Origin of the sequence: Streptomyces sp. SM18, assembly GCF_002910775.2 — a bacterium.
Taxonomy (GTDB): domain Bacteria; phylum Actinomycetota; class Actinomycetes; order Streptomycetales; family Streptomycetaceae; genus Streptomyces; species Streptomyces halstedii.
In genome coordinates this window covers 508,652-524,139 of sequence record NZ_CP029342.1, presented here as the reverse complement: position 1 = coordinate 524,139, position 15,488 = coordinate 508,652, and the positions used below count along the sequence as shown (strand labels likewise).

Below are 15,488 nucleotides of genomic sequence, written 5' to 3'. Positions count from 1 at the left end.
AACCGTCTCCATGCTGTAGGAACCTCCAGGTCAGAGAGCATCTGCGACTCTTCCCGAACCAGTTCTGCGGGGCAGGCGCGAGGGGGTGATGCCGGCCGGCGTGACCACAGCGGTAGGGAGGTCCGTCGCGAGCCGCCGCTCACTCGCGGCTCGTGGCCTGATTCCTGGACCATGTGGTGGCGTCGGTGCCGTACCGGACCAGGAGGCGTGCGAACTGGACCCGTTCCTCCGGCGACCAGGCCGCGGTGATCTCCTGGAACGCTTTTCGCTGCTCGGCGGCGAAGCGGTCGCGTTCGGCCCGGCCGTGCTCGGTGAGTTCGAGCACGGTGCGGCGCCCGTCGGACTGGGACGCGGCCCGGCGTAGCAGCCCGTCGTCCATGCAGGCGGCGACGGTCCGGCTGGCCACCGGCTGGGTGACGCCCATCTCGGCGGCGAGACCACCGACGGTCGTCTCACCCGGCGCGTCGGCGATCACGTTGAGTACGAGGTTGCGGGAGAGGTCCTTGCCCGAAGCGGGTGTGCGTCGTCGCAGGCGTGACAGCGCCGGGCCGATCTGGTCCAGTGCCGGATCGTCGGACGGCTGGTCGGAGGAAGGAGCGCTGCTCATGTGACCGATTCTAGGCGTCGCACCGACATTTGCATACCCTCGACTAAGTGCATAGCATCGGGTATGTAAATGTCAGCGAGCAAGGAACACGAGGGACCGCTATGTCACTCACCGCTATCACCGACGCCCAGGTCTTCGACGGGGAGAAGTCGGTCGGCGTGAGGACCGTGGTCATCGACGGCGGGCGGATCGTTCGTGTCGGTGGCGACGCTCCCCAGGGCAGCGAGATCGTCGACGGCAGGGGCGCGACGCTGCTGCCGGGGCTCATGGACGCGCACGTGCACTCCGCTCCCGGTTCCCTGGCGCTCGCCCTGCGGTTCGGGGTGACCACCGAACTGGAGATGCAGGGGATGAACACCCGGGAGAACCGGGGACACATCACCGACGACGACACCGTGGCCGACGTGCGTTCCGCCGGTTTCGGCATCACACCGCCCGGTGGTCACCCGAGCGAGCTGATGCCCGAGGGATTCAGGCCGAAGTGGGATCTGCCCCCGGTGATGCCCCTGATGCCGTTCTCCACCACCCCGGAGGAGGCGGCCGCCTTCGTCCCTCAACTTCTGGCCCGGGGATCCGACTTCATCAAGTTCATGATCGACGACGGCAGCGTCGAGGGGCACCCCGGGCTGCCGTCGCTCGACCAGGCCACCGTGAACGCGGGTGTGGCGGAAGCCAAGAAGTACGGGGCCCTCACCGTGGCCCACACGCTGACCGTGGAGGCCACCAGGATGGCCGCCGAAGCCGGTGTCGACGGCCTCGCGCACGTGTTCATGGACCAGCCGCACACCGCCGAGATCATCGGCCTCGTCAAGGAGGCGGGCATGTTCGTGGTGCCCTGTATCAGCCTCAACGCCTCGATGATGGGGATCACCGGCAGCGAACTCGCCGACGACCCCCGGGTCGCCGCCCGCCTGGACAGCGCCTGGGACCGGACCCTGCGCTCCAGCTACAACCGCTACCCGCAGGGCAGGCTCGACGACGTGTACGACACCGTGCGCGCACTGGACGCCGCCGGGGTCGACCTGCTGGCCGGCACCGACGTCTCCATGCCCGAGACGTTCTTCGGGGGCCTGGCGCACGGGGCGAGCCTGCACCACGAACTGCGGTACCTCGTGGCCGCCGGCCTCACGCCCTCACGCGCCTTGCGCGCGGCCACGGCGACCACGGCTCGCCGCTTCCGCCTCGGCGACCGGGGCCGAGTCGCCGAGGGACTCCGTGCCGACCTTCTGCTGGTCGACGGCGACCCGACCACCGACATCAGCGACACCCTCAACACCCGCGCCGTCTGGCGTCGCGGCACCCGCCTGGCGCAGTGATCCCGGACCGAACGGTGTCACGGGTGGAGTTCTTCGAGCGGCAGTGACGGGCGAGCGGAAGTCGACTTCCTGTGGACGCCGGCCTGAGACCGTCGCGGATCACAGCACCAGGGCGCCAAGGGCGGCAAGGGCGTCAAGAGTCCCAAGGGAGGAACGGAACAGACAAGGGAGGGACGAACCGGTGACCGGCCCCGACCCTGGTCCGAGCCCTGTGCGTCCGACCGGTCCGTCGTCCTCTCCGAGAGGCGGCGCGGTCAGCCGTCGAGGCGGCGCCAGCCGGTCACGGGGCCGGGGGTGTCGGCGTCCTCCGGGCTGATCCAGAAGGCCTTCCCCAGTGACGGGTCGAACTGGGAACCCGCCCGTCCGTCCCCGGACGACCTGCCGGTCAGACGCCGCCCGATCCACGGCATCAGGTGCCGCCGGGCGAACCGCGCGTCCGCCACCCGCCGTGCCGCCCAGCGCACCGGCGGTGTCACGGGCATCGGCGTCCGCCAGTCGCTCTCCGCCGGAAGACCGAGCGTCTGCCAGACCGCCTCGGCGACCCTGCGATGTCCCTCGGCCGTCAGATGGAGCCGGTCCACGTCCCACATCCGCGGGTCACCGAGCGACGGCGCGGTGTACAGATCGGCCACCACCGCCCCGTGCCGCGCGGCCAGCTCGTCCACCAGGGCGAACAGCTCCTCCATGCGAGGCCGGAAGCGCTCCAGCACCGGCCCTTGGCGGCCGGGGCTGCGCATCAGGACGAGCGTCCGGCACGCCGGGGCCAGGCGTTCGACCGCCTCTTCCAGACGGCCGCGCACCATGCCCATGTCGCAGGTGGGGCGCAGCGTGTCGTTGAGGCCGCCGACGAGGGTGATGACATCCGGTTCCATCGCGGCGGCGACGGCGACCTGCTCGTCGACGATCTGGCCGATCAGCTTGCCGCGTACGGCGAGATTGGCGTACCGGAAGCCGGGCGTGCGGGCCGCGAGCCGGGTGGCGAGGACATCTGCCCAGCCGCGGTACGAACCGTCGGGCAGCAGGTCCGACATGCCCTCGGTGAAGGAGTCACCGACCGCGACAAGACTGGTGTAAGAGGCATTCAATTCCATGGCGGTTGCGATGGTACCGCGACGCCCGCCGGGGACCCGCTGCCGTGGCCCCCGGCTCCCGTCCCCCGTCACCGGGCCTGGTGGCGGCCCACCAGCTCGCGCAGCACGTCCTCCATCGTGACCAGACCCGCCGGCAGGTCGTCGTCGTCCACGACGACCGCCAGGTGCGTACGGCTGCGGCGCATCGCCGTCAGCGCGTCGTCGAGCGGGGTGGAGGCCCGTACCCGGGCGATCGGGCGAAGCGCCGAGACCGGGAACGGGACGTCCCGGGGAGTGGCGTCCAGAGCGTCCTTCACATGGAGGTACCCGAGGATCCGCTGGTTCCCGTCCATGACCGGGAAGCGCGAGAACCCGGACTCCCAGGAAAGTCGTTCGAGCTCTTCGGGGGTCGTGCCCACCCGGGTGTACAGCACCTTGCCGATGGGCAGCAGTACGTCCCGTACCGGCCTCCGGCCCAGTTCCAGGGCGTGCCGCAGCCGCTCGGCGGAGCGGTCGTCGACGAGTCCGGCGTCCCCGGCGTCCTTCACGAGCATGGCCAGCTCGTCGTCGGAGAAGGTCGCGGACACCTCGCTCCTGGTCTCCACCCGCAACAGCGCGAGCAGGGCGTTGGCGAAGGCGTTGACGGCGAAGATCACCGGGCGCAGCGCCCTGGCCAGGGCCACCAGAGGGGGGCCGAGCAGCAATGCGGTACGCGCGGGTTCGGCCAGGGCGATGTTCTTCGGGACCATCTCGCCGAGCAGCATGTGCAGATACGTCGCCAGCGTCAGGGCGATCACGAACGAGATCGGGTGGACCAGTCCGTGCGGCATGCCCACCGCGTCGAACACCGGCTCCAGCAGATGTGCGATGGCGGGCTCGGCCACGATGCCCAGGACCAGGGTGCAGAGGGTGATGCCCAGTTGCGCGGCCGCCAGGAGGGCCGACACGTGTTCGAGCCCCCAGATCACACTGCGCGCCCGCTTGTTCCCCGCCTCCGCCTCCGGTTCGATCTGACTGCGGCGTACGGAGATGAGCGCGAACTCCGCGCCGACGAAGAAGGCGTTCACGACCAGGGTCAGCAGACCGACGAAGAGCTGGAGCGCGATCATCGGGTCTCCTCCTGGGGCTCGGACCCGGGCAGCGGCGCGTGCAGCAGGGCCCGTGCCGCGCGGTGCCCGGAGGCGTCCACCACGTCGATCCGCCAGCCGCCCAGCTCGACCGTGTCGCCGACCACCGGGATACGGCCGACCTCGGTGGCGACGAGTCCGGCCAGCGTCTCGTAGGGGCCGTCCGGCACGCGCAGCCCCACAGACCTGAGCTGGTCGGTGCGGGCGGCGCCGTCCGCCGACCACAGGGTGCGGCCGTCGGCGTCCTCACCGGCCCGCGCCAGGTCCGGCGTCTCGTGCGGATCGTGCTCGTCCCGCACCTCGCCGACGACCTCCTCGACGATGTCCTCCAGCGTCACCACACCCGCCGTCCCGCCGTACTCGTCGATGACCACGGCCATGGCCAGCTTGCCCGACAGCCGGTCCAGCAGCTGGTCCACGGCGAGCGTCTCCGGTACGAGCAGCGGTTCGCGCAGCATCTCGGACACCCGCTTCCGCGACCGCTGGTCGGCCGGGACGGCCAGGACGTCCTTGATGTGGGCCACACCGACGACCGTGTCCAGGCTGCCCCGGTACACGGGGAACCGGGAGAGACCGGTCGCCCGGGTGGCGTTGGCGACGTCCTCCGCGGTGGCCTGCGCGTCCAGGGCCGTCACCTGGACACGGGGGGTCATCACGTTCTCGGCGGTCAGCTCGGAGAGGTTCAGGGTCCGCACGAACAGCTCCGCGGTGTCGGCCTCCAGTGCCCCCTCCTTCGCGGAGTGCCGGGCCAGGGCCACCAGTTCCTGGGGGCCGCGCGCCGAGGCCAGCTCCTCGGCCGGTTCCAGGCCGAAGCGGCGCACGATGTGGTTGGCCGTGTTGTTGAGATGGGCGATGAACGGCCGGAAGACGGCCGTGAACACCCGCTGCGGGGTGGCCACGGCCTTGGCGACCGCCAGCGGGGAGGAGATCGCCCAGTTCTTCGGTACCAGCTCGCCGACCACCATCAGGACGACGGTGGACAGCGCGGTGCCGATGACCAGGGCGAGCGAGGAGGACACACCGGGCGAGAGCCCCGTGGCCTCCACCGGCCCGCGGATCAGCTTGGCGACGGACGGCTCGGAGAGCATGCCGACCACCAGATTGGTGACGGTGATTCCGAGCTGGGCGCCGGAGAGCTGGAAGGTGAGGCTGCGTACGGCCTTGAGGGCGCCCGCCGCGCCCCGCTCGCCCCGTTCGGCGGCCCGTTCGAGTCCGCCCCGCTCGACGGTCGTCAGGGAGAACTCGGCGGCCACGAACGCGCCGCAGGCCACGGAGAGCAGCACTGCCACCAGCAGCAGAAGCACTTCGGTCATCGGTTCACCTCCGTCCCATGATCGGACAGGGGCAGGAGGTTCGCGCGGTGTCGGCGGGACCGGCTACTGGGAGGGTCGCCCATGGGCGGAGCTTCACACCTTTCGGGAGTCGAACAGCGGGGAGTCATCCTAGTGCCGCTCCCGGCACCGGAAGGGCGGGTACCCCCCAGATCGCGCATGCCCCCGGCCGGTCAGGACGGGTCCGGCCGCGCCGGCAGGCGGGTCTGGCCACGTCGGCAGGCGGGTCCGGCCACCGTACGCGTCCTGGAGGCCGAGGGTGACGGCCCGCCACTCGCCGACGGGCTCACCCGGCACGGGGCCCGTCCCCGCGACCGCTCGCTCACTGGTATGTCTGACGGCCGCTCCGCCGAGGGGCCCCCGGCAGGGGGACAGTGGACGCGCCGGCGAGCCGGTGGAGCGGCACGACGCGGTTCACAGCGGCTTGACCCAGCGGCGCCACTGGTCCTGACGGTGGTAGCCGCCCGCCTTCCACGCGTGCCGCGCCCGCTCGTTGGCCTCCAGCACCATGGCGTCGGCGCGCCGGCCGCCCAGCGCGCGGAACCGCTGTCCCGCCGCTTCCAGCAGGGCGGTGGCGATGCCCTGCCGGCGCCGCTCGGGGTGCACGGCCAGCCGGTAGAGGGAGCAGCGCCACCCGTCGTATCCGGCGATCACGGTACCGGCCAGGGAACCGTCGTGCTCCGCCAGCAGTAGGGCTTCCGGATCCCTGGCGAGGAGCCGGGCCACCCCGGCGTGGTCGTCGGTGACGCTGGTCCCCTCCGCCGCCACCGTCCAGAAACGGAGGACGGCGTCGATGTCGGCCGGGACGGCCCGCCTGATGTGGAGTTCACTCATCGGCCGAGTCGAACACGGTGCCGGTGCTCCGGGCGAGGGGATTCCGCATCGCGGACGCACAGCCCACGACGCACAGCCCACGACGCGCGCCCCGACGTACGCCCGACGCGATCCGTGCCCGCGAGGTACGCCCCACGATGCCCGACGCCGACGCCCCCCGCCCCGACGCCCCCCGCCGTCGGTCAGCCGGGGCGCCGGTACCCGCCGAGCTCGGGTGCCAGCCAACTCGCCGCACGGGCCCGGAAGTCGGCCGGCCCGAGCGAGCCGGCCCCGGCGGGCAGGACCCCCAGGAGCGGGGCCCCGGCAGCGACCGGCAGGTCGTCGAGGTTGCACCGCGAGGCCAGGTCCGCGTCGGCGGGCATGCTGCCCACCACCACACCCGGGCACTCCAGGCCACGGGTCCGCAGCGCCTCCGCCGTCAGCGCGGTCGCGTTGAGGGTACCCAGGCCCGCGGGCGCCACGACCAGGACCGGCGCGGCCAGCAGCCGGGCGGCGTCCGCCAGGGTGGAGCCCTCGCCGTCGTACCGGACGAGCAGCCCACCCGCGCCCTCGACCAGCACCAGATCGTGTTCCGTCGCCAGCTTCTGCGCCGCCTCGGCGATCTCGTAGGGGCGGACGGGCGGCAGACCCGCCCGCCGTGCCGCCGTCTCCGGGGCCAGCGGCTCCGGGAAGCGGGCCAGCTCCACCGCCGTGACATGGGCACCCGCCAGCCGCGCGACCTCGGCGGCGTCACCCGGCTCCCCTGGGGCGAGCCCCGTCTGGGCGGGCTTCAGGACCGCCACACGGCGGTCCTGGGAAGCCGCCGCCACGGCCGCCGTCACGACGGTCTTGCCGATCTCGGTGCCCGTACCGGACACCACCAGCACCGTCATCTCAGCCCCTCTCCGCGGCCGCGCACACGGCCCGGCAGATCCGTGCCACGTCGTCGTCGTCGGTCACATAGGGCGGCATCGTGTACACCAGATCGCGGAACGGCCGCAGCCACACGCCCTCGCGGACCGCGGCCCGGGTGGCGGTGGCCATGTCCACCTCGTGATCGAGCTGCACGACGCCGATCGCGCCCAGCACCCGGACGTCCCGTACGCCGGGCAGACCGGAGGCCTCGGCGAGACCGCGCGCCAGTCCGGCGCCGATCCGCGCCACCTCCGCCTCCCAGCCCCCGCCCAGCAGCAGGTCCACCGACGCGCAGGCCACCGCCGAGGCGAGCGGATTGCCCATGAAGGTGGGCCCGTGCGCGAGCACCGGCACCTCCCCGCTGGAGATGCCCTCCGCCACCGCGGAGGTGCACAGTGTCGCCGCCATCGTCAGATATCCGCCGGTCAGCGCCTTGCCGACACACATGACGTCGGGGGACACCCCCGCGTGCCCGGCCGCGAACAGCTTTCCCGTACGGCCGAATCCGGTGGCGATCTCGTCGAACACGAGCAGGACGTCGTGCGCGTCGCACGCCTCGCGGAGCACCCGCAGGTACGCCGGCGAGTGGAAGCGCATCCCGCCCGCCCCCTGCACCACCGGCTCCACGATCACCGCCGCCAACTCGTGCGCGTGGTCCGCGATCAGGGTGTGCAGGTGCGCGGCGTAGGCCTCGTCCGGTTCCGCGTCGAAACCGTCCGGCGGGGCGTCCGCGAAGACCTGCCGGGGCAGCGCTTCCGACCACAGCTCGTGCATGCCGCCCTCGGGGTCGCACACCGACATGGGCTGCCAGGTGTCCCCGTGGTAGCCGCCGCGCCAGGTCAGCAGCCGGTGCTTGCCGGGTCTTCCGGCCGAACGCCAGTACTGGAGGCACATCTTCACCGCGACCTCGACGGCGACCGAGCCGGAGTCGGCGAGGAAGACGTGCCGCAGCGGCTCCGGGGTGATCTCCACCAGGCGGGTGGCCAGCCGTACCGCGGGCTCATGGGTGAGCCCGCCGAACATCACATGGCTCATCCGGTCCAGCTGGCCGCGGGCCGCCTCGTTGAGAACCGGGTGGTTGTACCCGTGCACCGCCGACCACCAGGACGACATCCCGTCCACCAACTCCCTTCGGCCGTGGGCGGGTTCGGCCAGACGCAGCCGTACGCCGGAGGCGGACTCCACGACCAGCGGCTCCTGCCTGCCCGGCATCGGGCCGTAGGGGTGCCAGACGTGTGCCCGGTCCAGGGAGCGGAGTTCGGCGGGGGAGAGCGGATCAGGCATTGGGCGCGACGTCCGTGCCGGCACCGCGACGGCGGACCGCCACCAGGTCCGTACGCGCCGCCGAGGCCTGGGCGGCCCCCGCACCGGAGCGCGGCGGGGTGACGGCGGCGGCCTCGGACGGGGTGGCGTCGGCCGTCCCCGGCGAGTCACCGCACGGCGCGCAGCCTCCGCCGTGTCCACCGCAGCCGCCGTCCGGCGACGGGACCCGGTGCTCGGGCAGCGTCGTCGTGTCCGACCCCTCCACCTCGAAACCGGCGTCCGCGATCATGTCCAGGTCCGTCTGACCGGCCTGGCCCTCACTGGTCAGGTAGTCGCCCAGGAAGATGGAGTTGACCAGGTGCAGGGCCAGCGGCTGAAGGGAACGCAGATGGACCTCGCGCCCGCCGGCGAGCCGCACCTCGGCGTCCGGGCAGACGAAGCGGACCATGGCGAGGATCCGCAGGCACCGCTGCGGGGTCAGGTGCCAGTCCTTCGCGAGCGGCGTTCCCTCCATCGGGATCAGGAAGTTCACCGGAACCGAGTCGGGGTCCAGGTCACGCAGCGAGAACACCACGTCCACGAGATCGGCGTCGCTCTCGCCCATGCCGGCGATCAGACCCGAGCACGCCGACAGACCGGCGGCCTGGGCCTGCCGCACGGTGTCCACCCGGTCGGCGTACGTGTGAGTGGTCGTGATGTCCCCGTACGTCGCCTCGGAGGTGTTCAGGTTGTGGTTGTACGCGTCGGCGCCCGCCGACCTCAGCCGGTCGGCCTGGCCCTCGGAGAGCAGGCCGAGGCAGGCGCACACCTCGACGTCCTCGTGCTGTCCCTTGATCGCCTCGATGGTCTTCGACACCCGGTCCACGTCACGATCCGTGGGCCCCCGGCCGCTGGCCACCAGGCACACCCGCTTCGCGCCACCGGCCACCCCGGCGGCGGCGGCCTTCGACGCCTCGTCCGGCTTCAGCCAGGTGTACTTGAGGATCTCGGCCTTGGAACCCAGCCGTTGCGAGCAGTACGAGCAGTCCTCGGGACAGAGCCCCGATTTCAGGTTCACCAGGTAGTTGAGTTTCACGCGCCGCCCGAACCACTGGCGGCGCACCCTTCCGGCCGCGGCCACCACGTCGAGCAGTTCGTCGTCGGAGGTCGCCAGCACGGCGAGCGCCTCGTCACGGGTCGGCAGTTCGCGCCGCAGCCCCTTGTCCACCAGCGTGTTCAGCAGGTCCATGGGCCCGATCCTGGCCTACGGCACCGTCTCCGGCCAAGGAGGAACCGGACAGGAGAGGCGGCCGATGCTGTGTGTATTGCCACACCCTGACCTGCTCCGCCCCCGGCTAGGGTCTGTGCGCTGCCTACAAAAGGGACCCAGCCATGCCCGTCTCCCCGTTCGACTGGACCGACGACGAGGCCCGCCGCCGCGCCGGTGCCGGACTCGTCAGAAGCCTGCGCCCCAGGACCGCCGCGCCGGAACTCCTCGACCTCGCGAGCAACGACTACCTCGGCCTGAGCCGTCACGCACAGGTCACCGAGGCGGCCGCCGAGGCGGCACGGCACTGGGGAGCGGGATCCACCGGTTCGCGGCTGGTGACCGGCTCCACCACCCTGCACGCCGACCTGGAGGACGCACTCGCGCGGTTCTGCGGATTCGAGGCCGCGCTGGTCTTCTCCTCCGGTTACGCCGCCAACCTCGCCGCGCTGACCGCCCTCACCGGGGCGGACTCCCTGATCGTCTCCGACGCGGTCAACCACGCCTCCGTCGTGGACGGTTGCCGTCTCTCCCGCGCCACCACCGCCGTCGTGCCGCACGCGGACCCGGACGCGGTACGGAAGGCGCTCGACGGCCACCGGGGACGCGCCGTGGTGGTCACCGACTCGGTCTTCTCGGTGGACGGTGACGCCGCGCCCCTCACCGCGCTCGCCGAGGCCTGCCGGGAGTCCGGGGCGGCCCTCCTGGCCGACGACGCGCACGGACTGGGCGTCCTGGGGGAGGGCGGACGCGGCGCGCTCGCCGCCGCCGGGCTCGCCGGCGCGGACGACGTCGTCGCCACGCTCACCCTCTCCAAGTCCCTCGGCAGCCAGGGCGGCGCGGTCCTCGGCCCCGCCCGCGTCATCGACCACCTGGTCAACACCGCCCGTACCTTCATCTTCGACACCGGGCTCGCTCCCGCCGCCGCGGGAGCGGCCCTCGGAGCGCTGCGGCTGCTGCGGAACGAACCCGAACGCGCGGGCCGGGCGCGGAAGGTCGCCTCCGAACTGTACGAACGGCTGACGGGGGCGGGACTCACGGCCGTGCGGCCCGACGCGGCCGTCGTCTCCGTCCGCGCGCCGTCCGCGCCCGAGGCGGTGCGCTGGGCCGCCGACTGCCGCGCCGCGGGCCTGGCCGTGGGCTGCTTCCGGCCGCCGTCGGTGCCGGACGGGATCTCCCGGCTGCGGCTGACGGCCCGCGCGGACCTGACCGAGCGCCAGATCGTGGCGGCCGTGGCCACGGTGGTGGACACCGCGCCGAGGACGGCCTCCTGACCTGCGCCACCCGGCCCCGCCGTGTCACTACCGGGCGCGGAGCCGAGGCACCGCCCGGACCGGCCGGCGCACGCCCGGCCGGAGGGCACCACTCTCCGGCTTAGGGCCGCGGTTCACCGTATCGGGCGACAAGGACCGCACATCTTGGCGGATCGTCCTGCCCGCACCCGGGATCGGTGGCACGCTGACGTACAAGCACGGGCCCGGCCGATCGTGGGTCGGCCGGGGCGGAAGAGGACGGTGTCGCCATGGCAGACCATCAGAAAGCAACCGTCACCCTGCCCAGCGACCCGCTCTCGGTCGCCGAGGCCCGCGGATACGTGGCACGCGTGCTGGCCGGATGGGGGTTGCACGGCTCCACCGACATCGCCGACGCCATCCGCCTGATCGTCTCCGAACTGACCACCAACGCCGTCCAGCACACCTCCGGGCAGTCACCCACCTTCACGGTGGACCTGCGCCTGGACCGGGACGCCGAGCTCTACCTGGGGGTGACGGACAGCCACCCCCGGCACCCCCGGAGGCTGTCAGGGGCGACCCGGCAAGACAACGGCCGGGGCCTGGTCATCGTCCGTGCGCTCGCCGACGAGTGCGGCGGCCGGTTCACGGTCCGCCCGGTCCCGGAGGGTGGCAAGACCGTGGCGATCACCGTGCCCTGGCCCGGCGCCGCCTCCGCCCCCGCCTGAGGTACGCGGCCACCACTGCCGGGGTGGCCCCCGCCTCGGCCGGTGGCCGCGCCCGCCGCGTACCGCCCGCGCCATCGAGGGCGGCAGCGGCGTGGCGCTCACCGCGCCGGGGCTCGCCCTGGTGGGCGGGGCCCAGCCGCACTGAGCCGGACGGATGCCCCGGGACGGGTGCCCCGTCCGATCCGCCGGCGCGCTAGCGGACCCGCCCGTACCAGACGTCGTTCGCCCAGATCTTCTCCAGGCGGACCAGGGCCCCGGTCTTGGGAGCGTGCCAGATCTTGCCGCTGCCCGCGTAGATGCCGACGTGGTAGACGTTGCGACCGGAATGAAAGAAGACCAGGTCACCGCGTTGCCGCTGTGACCTGGTGAGGTGACGTGTCGTGTTGTACTGCTGCTGGGCCGTGCGGGGGAGTTTTCTCCCCGCCTTCTTGAACGCGTAGAGCGTGAGGCCGGAGCAGTCGAACTGGCGGGGGCCCGTGGCGCCCCATCGGTAGGGCGCCCCCTTCTTCGACGCGGCGATCTTGAGCGCCTTCGTCGAGTGGGTCGCGGCCTCGGCGTCGTTCACCATGCCGGGGGCCAGCATGGTGGTGCCGACGGCGACGGTGAGGACCGAGGCCGTACCGACCCGGGCGAACAGAGACGGGACATGAACCTGCGCAGGCATGCGCAACCCTTCGTCAGCCGCCTGTGAAGGATGACCTGTCGGGTTCGGGCTGGCGAAGTTGCCCGGCCGCACACGGCGGCTTCACCCCAAGGGCTGACCGGAATCCGGTCGGCCCGCTGTGCTCGGGTCCTCCACTCCTGCCGATCCACTCGTGTCGACCAGTCGTCCGGGCGGCGGCAGGACTCGGCGTCCGCCCGGACCGCCCCGCCGCGGCGGCGGGGGCTTGTCGTCCCTCGGATCTTTACGCACCGATCATCGGAATTCCGAGCTGAAAGGGTGTGATGTGAGAGTGGTCACGACTGATCCGTTCAGGTGGCCGGGGCGCTCATGGCCCCTTCGCGTCGCGCGCCGACCAGCCCCGCACCAGCGACGGAACAACGGATCGCGCTGAGCGTCCGCGCGCACCGCGCAAGTTGAGCCGTCGCTCGTGCGGGGGGCCACCTACGCCGAACGAGCGAGGAAATCCGCACCGGTGGTCGGGCGTGTCGTGAAGCCGTGCCGAAAGGCCCACGGGATACGGGAGTCGGCCGGGGCGCCGGTCAACTCCCGTCCGCCGGAGGAAGCGCGATCCGGCCGGCGCGCCGCTCCCCGTCCAGCAGCCGCAAGGTGCGGTCCAGCGTGCCCGCGTGGAGCCGGCTCTCGCCCCGGTCATGCATCAGGGCCAGCGCGTCGCGCAGCGCGGTGGCCCGGGAGGCCAGCGCCTGGGCGGCCCGCAGCGCGCTGTAGGTGTCGCCGCCGCGGGCCGGGTTGATCCGGCCGACCTGGTCGAGGACTTCCAGATAGCAGTCGACGAACTCGGCTTCCGCGCGGGTCAGCGCGGGGAGCGGTGGAAGTCGGGGGGAGAGCATCGGCGATTCACCTCGCGGTGTGCGGCGGCCGGGACGGCGTACGGTTCTCCAGGACGTGGTCCACCAGCCCGTACGCCCGCGCGGCCGGGGCGTCGAGGATGGTGTCCCGCTCGACGGCGGAGCTGATCTCCCGCGTGGAACGTCCCGTGTGCCGGGCCAGCATGGCCGTCAGTGTCTCCCGCATGCGCGTCAACTCGCGTGCCTGGATCTCGAGATCGGAGGGCCGGCCCCGCACCGGCTCGTCCAGGGCGGGCTGCTGGATGACTACCCGGGCGCCGGGCAGGGCATGTCGCCGCCCCGGCGCACCGGCCGCGAGGAGTACGGCCGCTTCGGAACCCGCCTGGCCGAGGCAGAAGGTCTCCACCTCGCAGCTGAGGAAGCCCATGGTGTCGTAGATCGCCGTCATCGCGTCGAACGAGCCGCCGGGGGAGTTGATGTACAGCGAGATCGGCCGGTCCGGCTCTGCGTGCTCCAGGTACATGAACTGGGCGATCAGGTCACCGGCCGAGGTGTCGTCCACGGGGGAGCCGAGGAAGACGATCCGCTCCGAGAGCAGCTTCGCGTAGGGGTCCAGTGTGTGGGTGCCGGTCGCGGTGCGCTCGGTGAACTCGGGCAGGACGTGACGGGCGGCGGGACGGAGCATGGCGATGCCTTTCCTCGGGCCTCGGCGGATCGACGTACGTAAAAAATGTACAGGACGTACAGAAGGTTAGAATGGGGTCATGGCCTACGAGATTCCGGTGACGCAAGCCAGGGCAGAGCTCGCCGAACTGATCAACCGCGTCGTCTACGGCGGTGAACGCGTGGTCGTGACGCGGCACGGGAAGCCGCTTGTGGCGCTCGTCTCCGCCGCCGACCTGCGGCGACTGGAGGGCGAGGAGGAAGAGGCGGCGCGGGAGCAGCGGGAGCAGGTGATCCGCTCGGTCTCCTCGCTGGGCTCCCTGCCGTCCGCTCCGGGCGAACAGCGCCACCGCTTCGGGATCGCGGCCGAACACCGCGGTGCCCATGAGCGCGACGACTGACCCCCGCACCGCCCGGCCCGGCGGCGCCTAGCCCTGCCCGGCGCCCCCTGCCTAGCGGCGCCCTGCCCGGCCCCGGCCTTTCGGCCGGTGGCGGGGTACGCGTCCGCGCCGACGTACGGGTCCGCCGTGGAGCGCGAGAGCCGTGCCACCTCCCGGACGGGAGGCGGCACGGCTCCTCGTGCGCGCCGGAGCGCTCAGCCCACGGGTGCGGCGGCCCCGGTGCCCGTGTTCACCGGCGCGGACGCGACGGCATCGGGCGACGTGGCCCCGGCGTCACCGCCGGGCCGCTTCCGGCCGGCGAGCACCACCGCGGTCAGGCCCAGCACGACCCAGACGCCGAGGGTCAGCGCGGGGCCGCCCGCCGCGTTCCCGTCGAAGAAGGAGACCGACCGGAGCAGGGAGCCCCCCGCGCCGGGCGGAAGCCACTGGCCGATCGTCCCGACGGGGTCGGGGAGCAGTTCCGGCGCGCTGGTGACGCCCGAGAACGAATTGCCCAGCAGCACGATCAGCACGGCCCCGAGTCCGATGCCGCGCGTCCCCAGCAGGGCGGCGAATCCGGCGACCGCCGAGCCGATCGCCAGCACCGTGAGGCCCACGGCGCCCGCCTCGGTCCACCAGCCGCCCGCGAGGGCGCCCAGCCAGCTGTGCGCGATGGCCGTGGCGACGATGCCGACCAGTGCCGACGCACCGGTCAGGGTCAGGGCCGCCCGGACGCCGCGGAGTCCGAGCAGTGTGACGACCGCCCCCGCGGCGACGCCCGCCAGGGCCAGCGGCAGGATGCTCGCGCCGAGGACGCTGCCCCGTGGATCCCCCGCCGGGGTCGCCACGACGTCCGTGACCGGTACCTGGGTACCGGCGGGCGCCGTCTCGCCGACGGCCGCCGTCAGCAGTTGGGACACGACCGGGCTCGCCGCCGAGGCGGTGAGCAGCTCCGGGCCTCCGTCGGTGACCACGACGGCGCCGTAGACGGCTCGTTCCTGGATCGCGGTGCGGGCGGCGGCCGCGTCCTCGTAGCGATGGACCTCGAAGGCGCCCCCGCGCTCCTCGAACCCCTTCTGCACCTGGTCGGCCGCCGGTCCGGCGCCCGCGACGCCCACCGGCAGGTCCCGGGGCGCGATCCGGGCGGCGGGCCAGGCGAAGGCCCAGAGGGTGAGGGTGACCATCAGGGGGACGAGCAGGACGACCGCCACCGCACGGCGGTTCGGCGCAGCAGGCATGAGGCGTGCCTCGATTCAAAGAGAAGGATCGTTCGTTTTAACTGGTTCACTGTCGACCGTGAGGTCGGAGCTTGTCAAGAAGGAACGTT

The 15,488-nt window shown here is 72.6% G+C and carries 16 protein-coding genes, 1 pseudogene and 1 riboswitch; of the genes and pseudogenes, 5 read left to right on the top strand and 12 right to left on the bottom strand.

Features of this window, described 5'->3' with window-relative positions:
- Nucleotides 1-139 precede the first annotated feature (139 nt).
- On the bottom strand, nucleotides 140-607 hold the full coding sequence (locus tag B9S64_RS02160; protein ID WP_103488817.1) for a MarR family winged helix-turn-helix transcriptional regulator: 468 nt from the start codon (nucleotides 605-607) through the stop codon (nucleotides 140-142).
- Between the two features lie 101 nt (nucleotides 608-708).
- On the opposite strand from B9S64_RS02160, the gene B9S64_RS02155 reads away from it, so the two are divergent.
- Nucleotides 709-1,923: an amidohydrolase family protein gene (locus B9S64_RS02155; RefSeq protein WP_103488816.1), complete on the top strand. Its 1,215-nt coding sequence runs from the start codon at nucleotides 709-711 to the stop codon at nucleotides 1,921-1,923.
- Nucleotides 1,924-2,177: 254 nt separating this feature from the next.
- Here the strand turns inward: B9S64_RS02155 and B9S64_RS02150 are convergent, their stop codons facing one another.
- The 7 genes from B9S64_RS02150 to bioB form a co-directional block, all read right to left on the bottom strand.
- The gene (locus tag B9S64_RS02150) at nucleotides 2,178-3,014 is read right to left on the bottom strand and encodes an SGNH/GDSL hydrolase family protein (protein ID WP_103488815.1); all 837 of its coding nucleotides are present in this window, start codon (nucleotides 3,012-3,014) and stop codon (nucleotides 2,178-2,180) included.
- Between the two features lie 68 nt (nucleotides 3,015-3,082).
- The gene (locus tag B9S64_RS02145) at nucleotides 3,083-4,102 is read right to left on the bottom strand and encodes a hemolysin family protein (protein WP_103488814.1); all 1,020 of its coding nucleotides are present in this window, start codon (nucleotides 4,100-4,102) and stop codon (nucleotides 3,083-3,085) included.
- Nucleotides 4,099-5,433, bottom strand: a complete 1,335-nt coding sequence (locus tag B9S64_RS02140; protein ID WP_103488813.1) for a hemolysin family protein — start codon at nucleotides 5,431-5,433, stop codon at nucleotides 4,099-4,101. The genes B9S64_RS02145 and B9S64_RS02140 overlap by 4 nt, the downstream gene beginning before the upstream one ends.
- Nucleotides 5,434-5,865: 432 nt before the next feature.
- Nucleotides 5,866-6,285: a GNAT family N-acetyltransferase gene (locus B9S64_RS02135; protein ID WP_103488812.1), complete on the bottom strand. Its 420-nt coding sequence runs from the start codon at nucleotides 6,283-6,285 to the stop codon at nucleotides 5,866-5,868.
- Nucleotides 6,286-6,467: 182 nt separating this feature from the next.
- Nucleotides 6,468-7,157, bottom strand: a complete 690-nt coding sequence (bioD, locus tag B9S64_RS02130; RefSeq protein WP_103488811.1) for a dethiobiotin synthase — start codon at nucleotides 7,155-7,157, stop codon at nucleotides 6,468-6,470.
- A gap of 1 nt (nucleotide 7,158) precedes the next feature.
- Nucleotides 7,159-8,463, bottom strand: a complete 1,305-nt coding sequence (locus B9S64_RS02125; RefSeq protein WP_103488810.1) for an adenosylmethionine--8-amino-7-oxononanoate transaminase — start codon at nucleotides 8,461-8,463, stop codon at nucleotides 7,159-7,161.
- The gene (bioB, locus tag B9S64_RS02120; RefSeq protein ID WP_103488809.1) at nucleotides 8,456-9,670 is read right to left on the bottom strand and encodes a biotin synthase BioB; all 1,215 of its coding nucleotides are present in this window, start codon (nucleotides 9,668-9,670) and stop codon (nucleotides 8,456-8,458) included. The genes B9S64_RS02125 and bioB overlap by 8 nt, the downstream gene beginning before the upstream one ends.
- 143 nt (nucleotides 9,671-9,813) lie before the next feature.
- On the opposite strand from bioB, the gene B9S64_RS02115 reads away from it, so the two are divergent.
- The 3 genes and pseudogenes from B9S64_RS02115 to B9S64_RS34810 form a co-directional block, all read left to right on the top strand.
- Nucleotides 9,814-10,962, top strand: a complete 1,149-nt coding sequence (locus B9S64_RS02115; protein ID WP_103505148.1) for an 8-amino-7-oxononanoate synthase — start codon at nucleotides 9,814-9,816, stop codon at nucleotides 10,960-10,962.
- A 248-nt stretch (nucleotides 10,963-11,210) separates the two neighbouring features.
- Nucleotides 11,211-11,648, top strand: a complete 438-nt coding sequence (locus B9S64_RS02110) for an ATP-binding protein (protein WP_103505147.1) — start codon at nucleotides 11,211-11,213, stop codon at nucleotides 11,646-11,648.
- 31 nt (nucleotides 11,649-11,679) lie between these two features.
- Nucleotides 11,680-11,793 (top strand): annotated as a pseudogene (locus tag B9S64_RS34810) (LysE family translocator); the annotation flags it as partial.
- A 48-nt stretch (nucleotides 11,794-11,841) separates the two neighbouring features.
- Here the strand turns inward: B9S64_RS34810 and B9S64_RS02100 are convergent.
- The 3 genes from B9S64_RS02100 to B9S64_RS02090 all read right to left on the bottom strand — a co-directional run bounded on the left by B9S64_RS02100 (nucleotide 11,842) and on the right by B9S64_RS02090 (nucleotide 13,803).
- Nucleotides 11,842-12,312, bottom strand: a complete 471-nt coding sequence (locus B9S64_RS02100; RefSeq protein WP_028442585.1) for a C40 family peptidase — start codon at nucleotides 12,310-12,312, stop codon at nucleotides 11,842-11,844.
- 3 nt (nucleotides 12,313-12,315) lie between these two features.
- Nucleotides 12,316-12,482, bottom strand: a riboswitch (cyclic di-AMP (ydaO/yuaA leader).
- Between the two features lie 369 nt (nucleotides 12,483-12,851).
- Entirely contained in the window at nucleotides 12,852-13,160 is a 309-nt protein-coding gene (locus tag B9S64_RS02095; RefSeq protein ID WP_103489469.1) for a hypothetical protein, read from the bottom strand.
- Between the two features lie 7 nt (nucleotides 13,161-13,167).
- The gene (locus B9S64_RS02090; protein ID WP_103489470.1) at nucleotides 13,168-13,803 is read right to left on the bottom strand and encodes an ATP-dependent Clp protease proteolytic subunit; all 636 of its coding nucleotides are present in this window, start codon (nucleotides 13,801-13,803) and stop codon (nucleotides 13,168-13,170) included.
- 79 nt (nucleotides 13,804-13,882) lie between these two features.
- Here B9S64_RS02090 and B9S64_RS02085 point away from each other — a divergent pair, with 79 nt between their 5' ends.
- Nucleotides 13,883-14,182 carry a type II toxin-antitoxin system Phd/YefM family antitoxin gene (locus tag B9S64_RS02085; RefSeq protein ID WP_093678329.1) on the top strand — a complete coding sequence of 100 codons (300 nt, stop codon included), beginning with the start codon at nucleotides 13,883-13,885 and terminating at the stop codon, nucleotides 14,180-14,182.
- A 194-nt stretch (nucleotides 14,183-14,376) separates the two neighbouring features.
- Here the strand turns inward: B9S64_RS02085 and B9S64_RS02080 are convergent, their stop codons facing one another.
- Nucleotides 14,377-15,399: an ABC transporter permease gene (locus tag B9S64_RS02080; RefSeq protein ID WP_103489471.1), complete on the bottom strand. Its 1,023-nt coding sequence runs from the start codon at nucleotides 15,397-15,399 to the stop codon at nucleotides 14,377-14,379.
- Nucleotides 15,400-15,488: the final 89 nt, after the last annotated feature.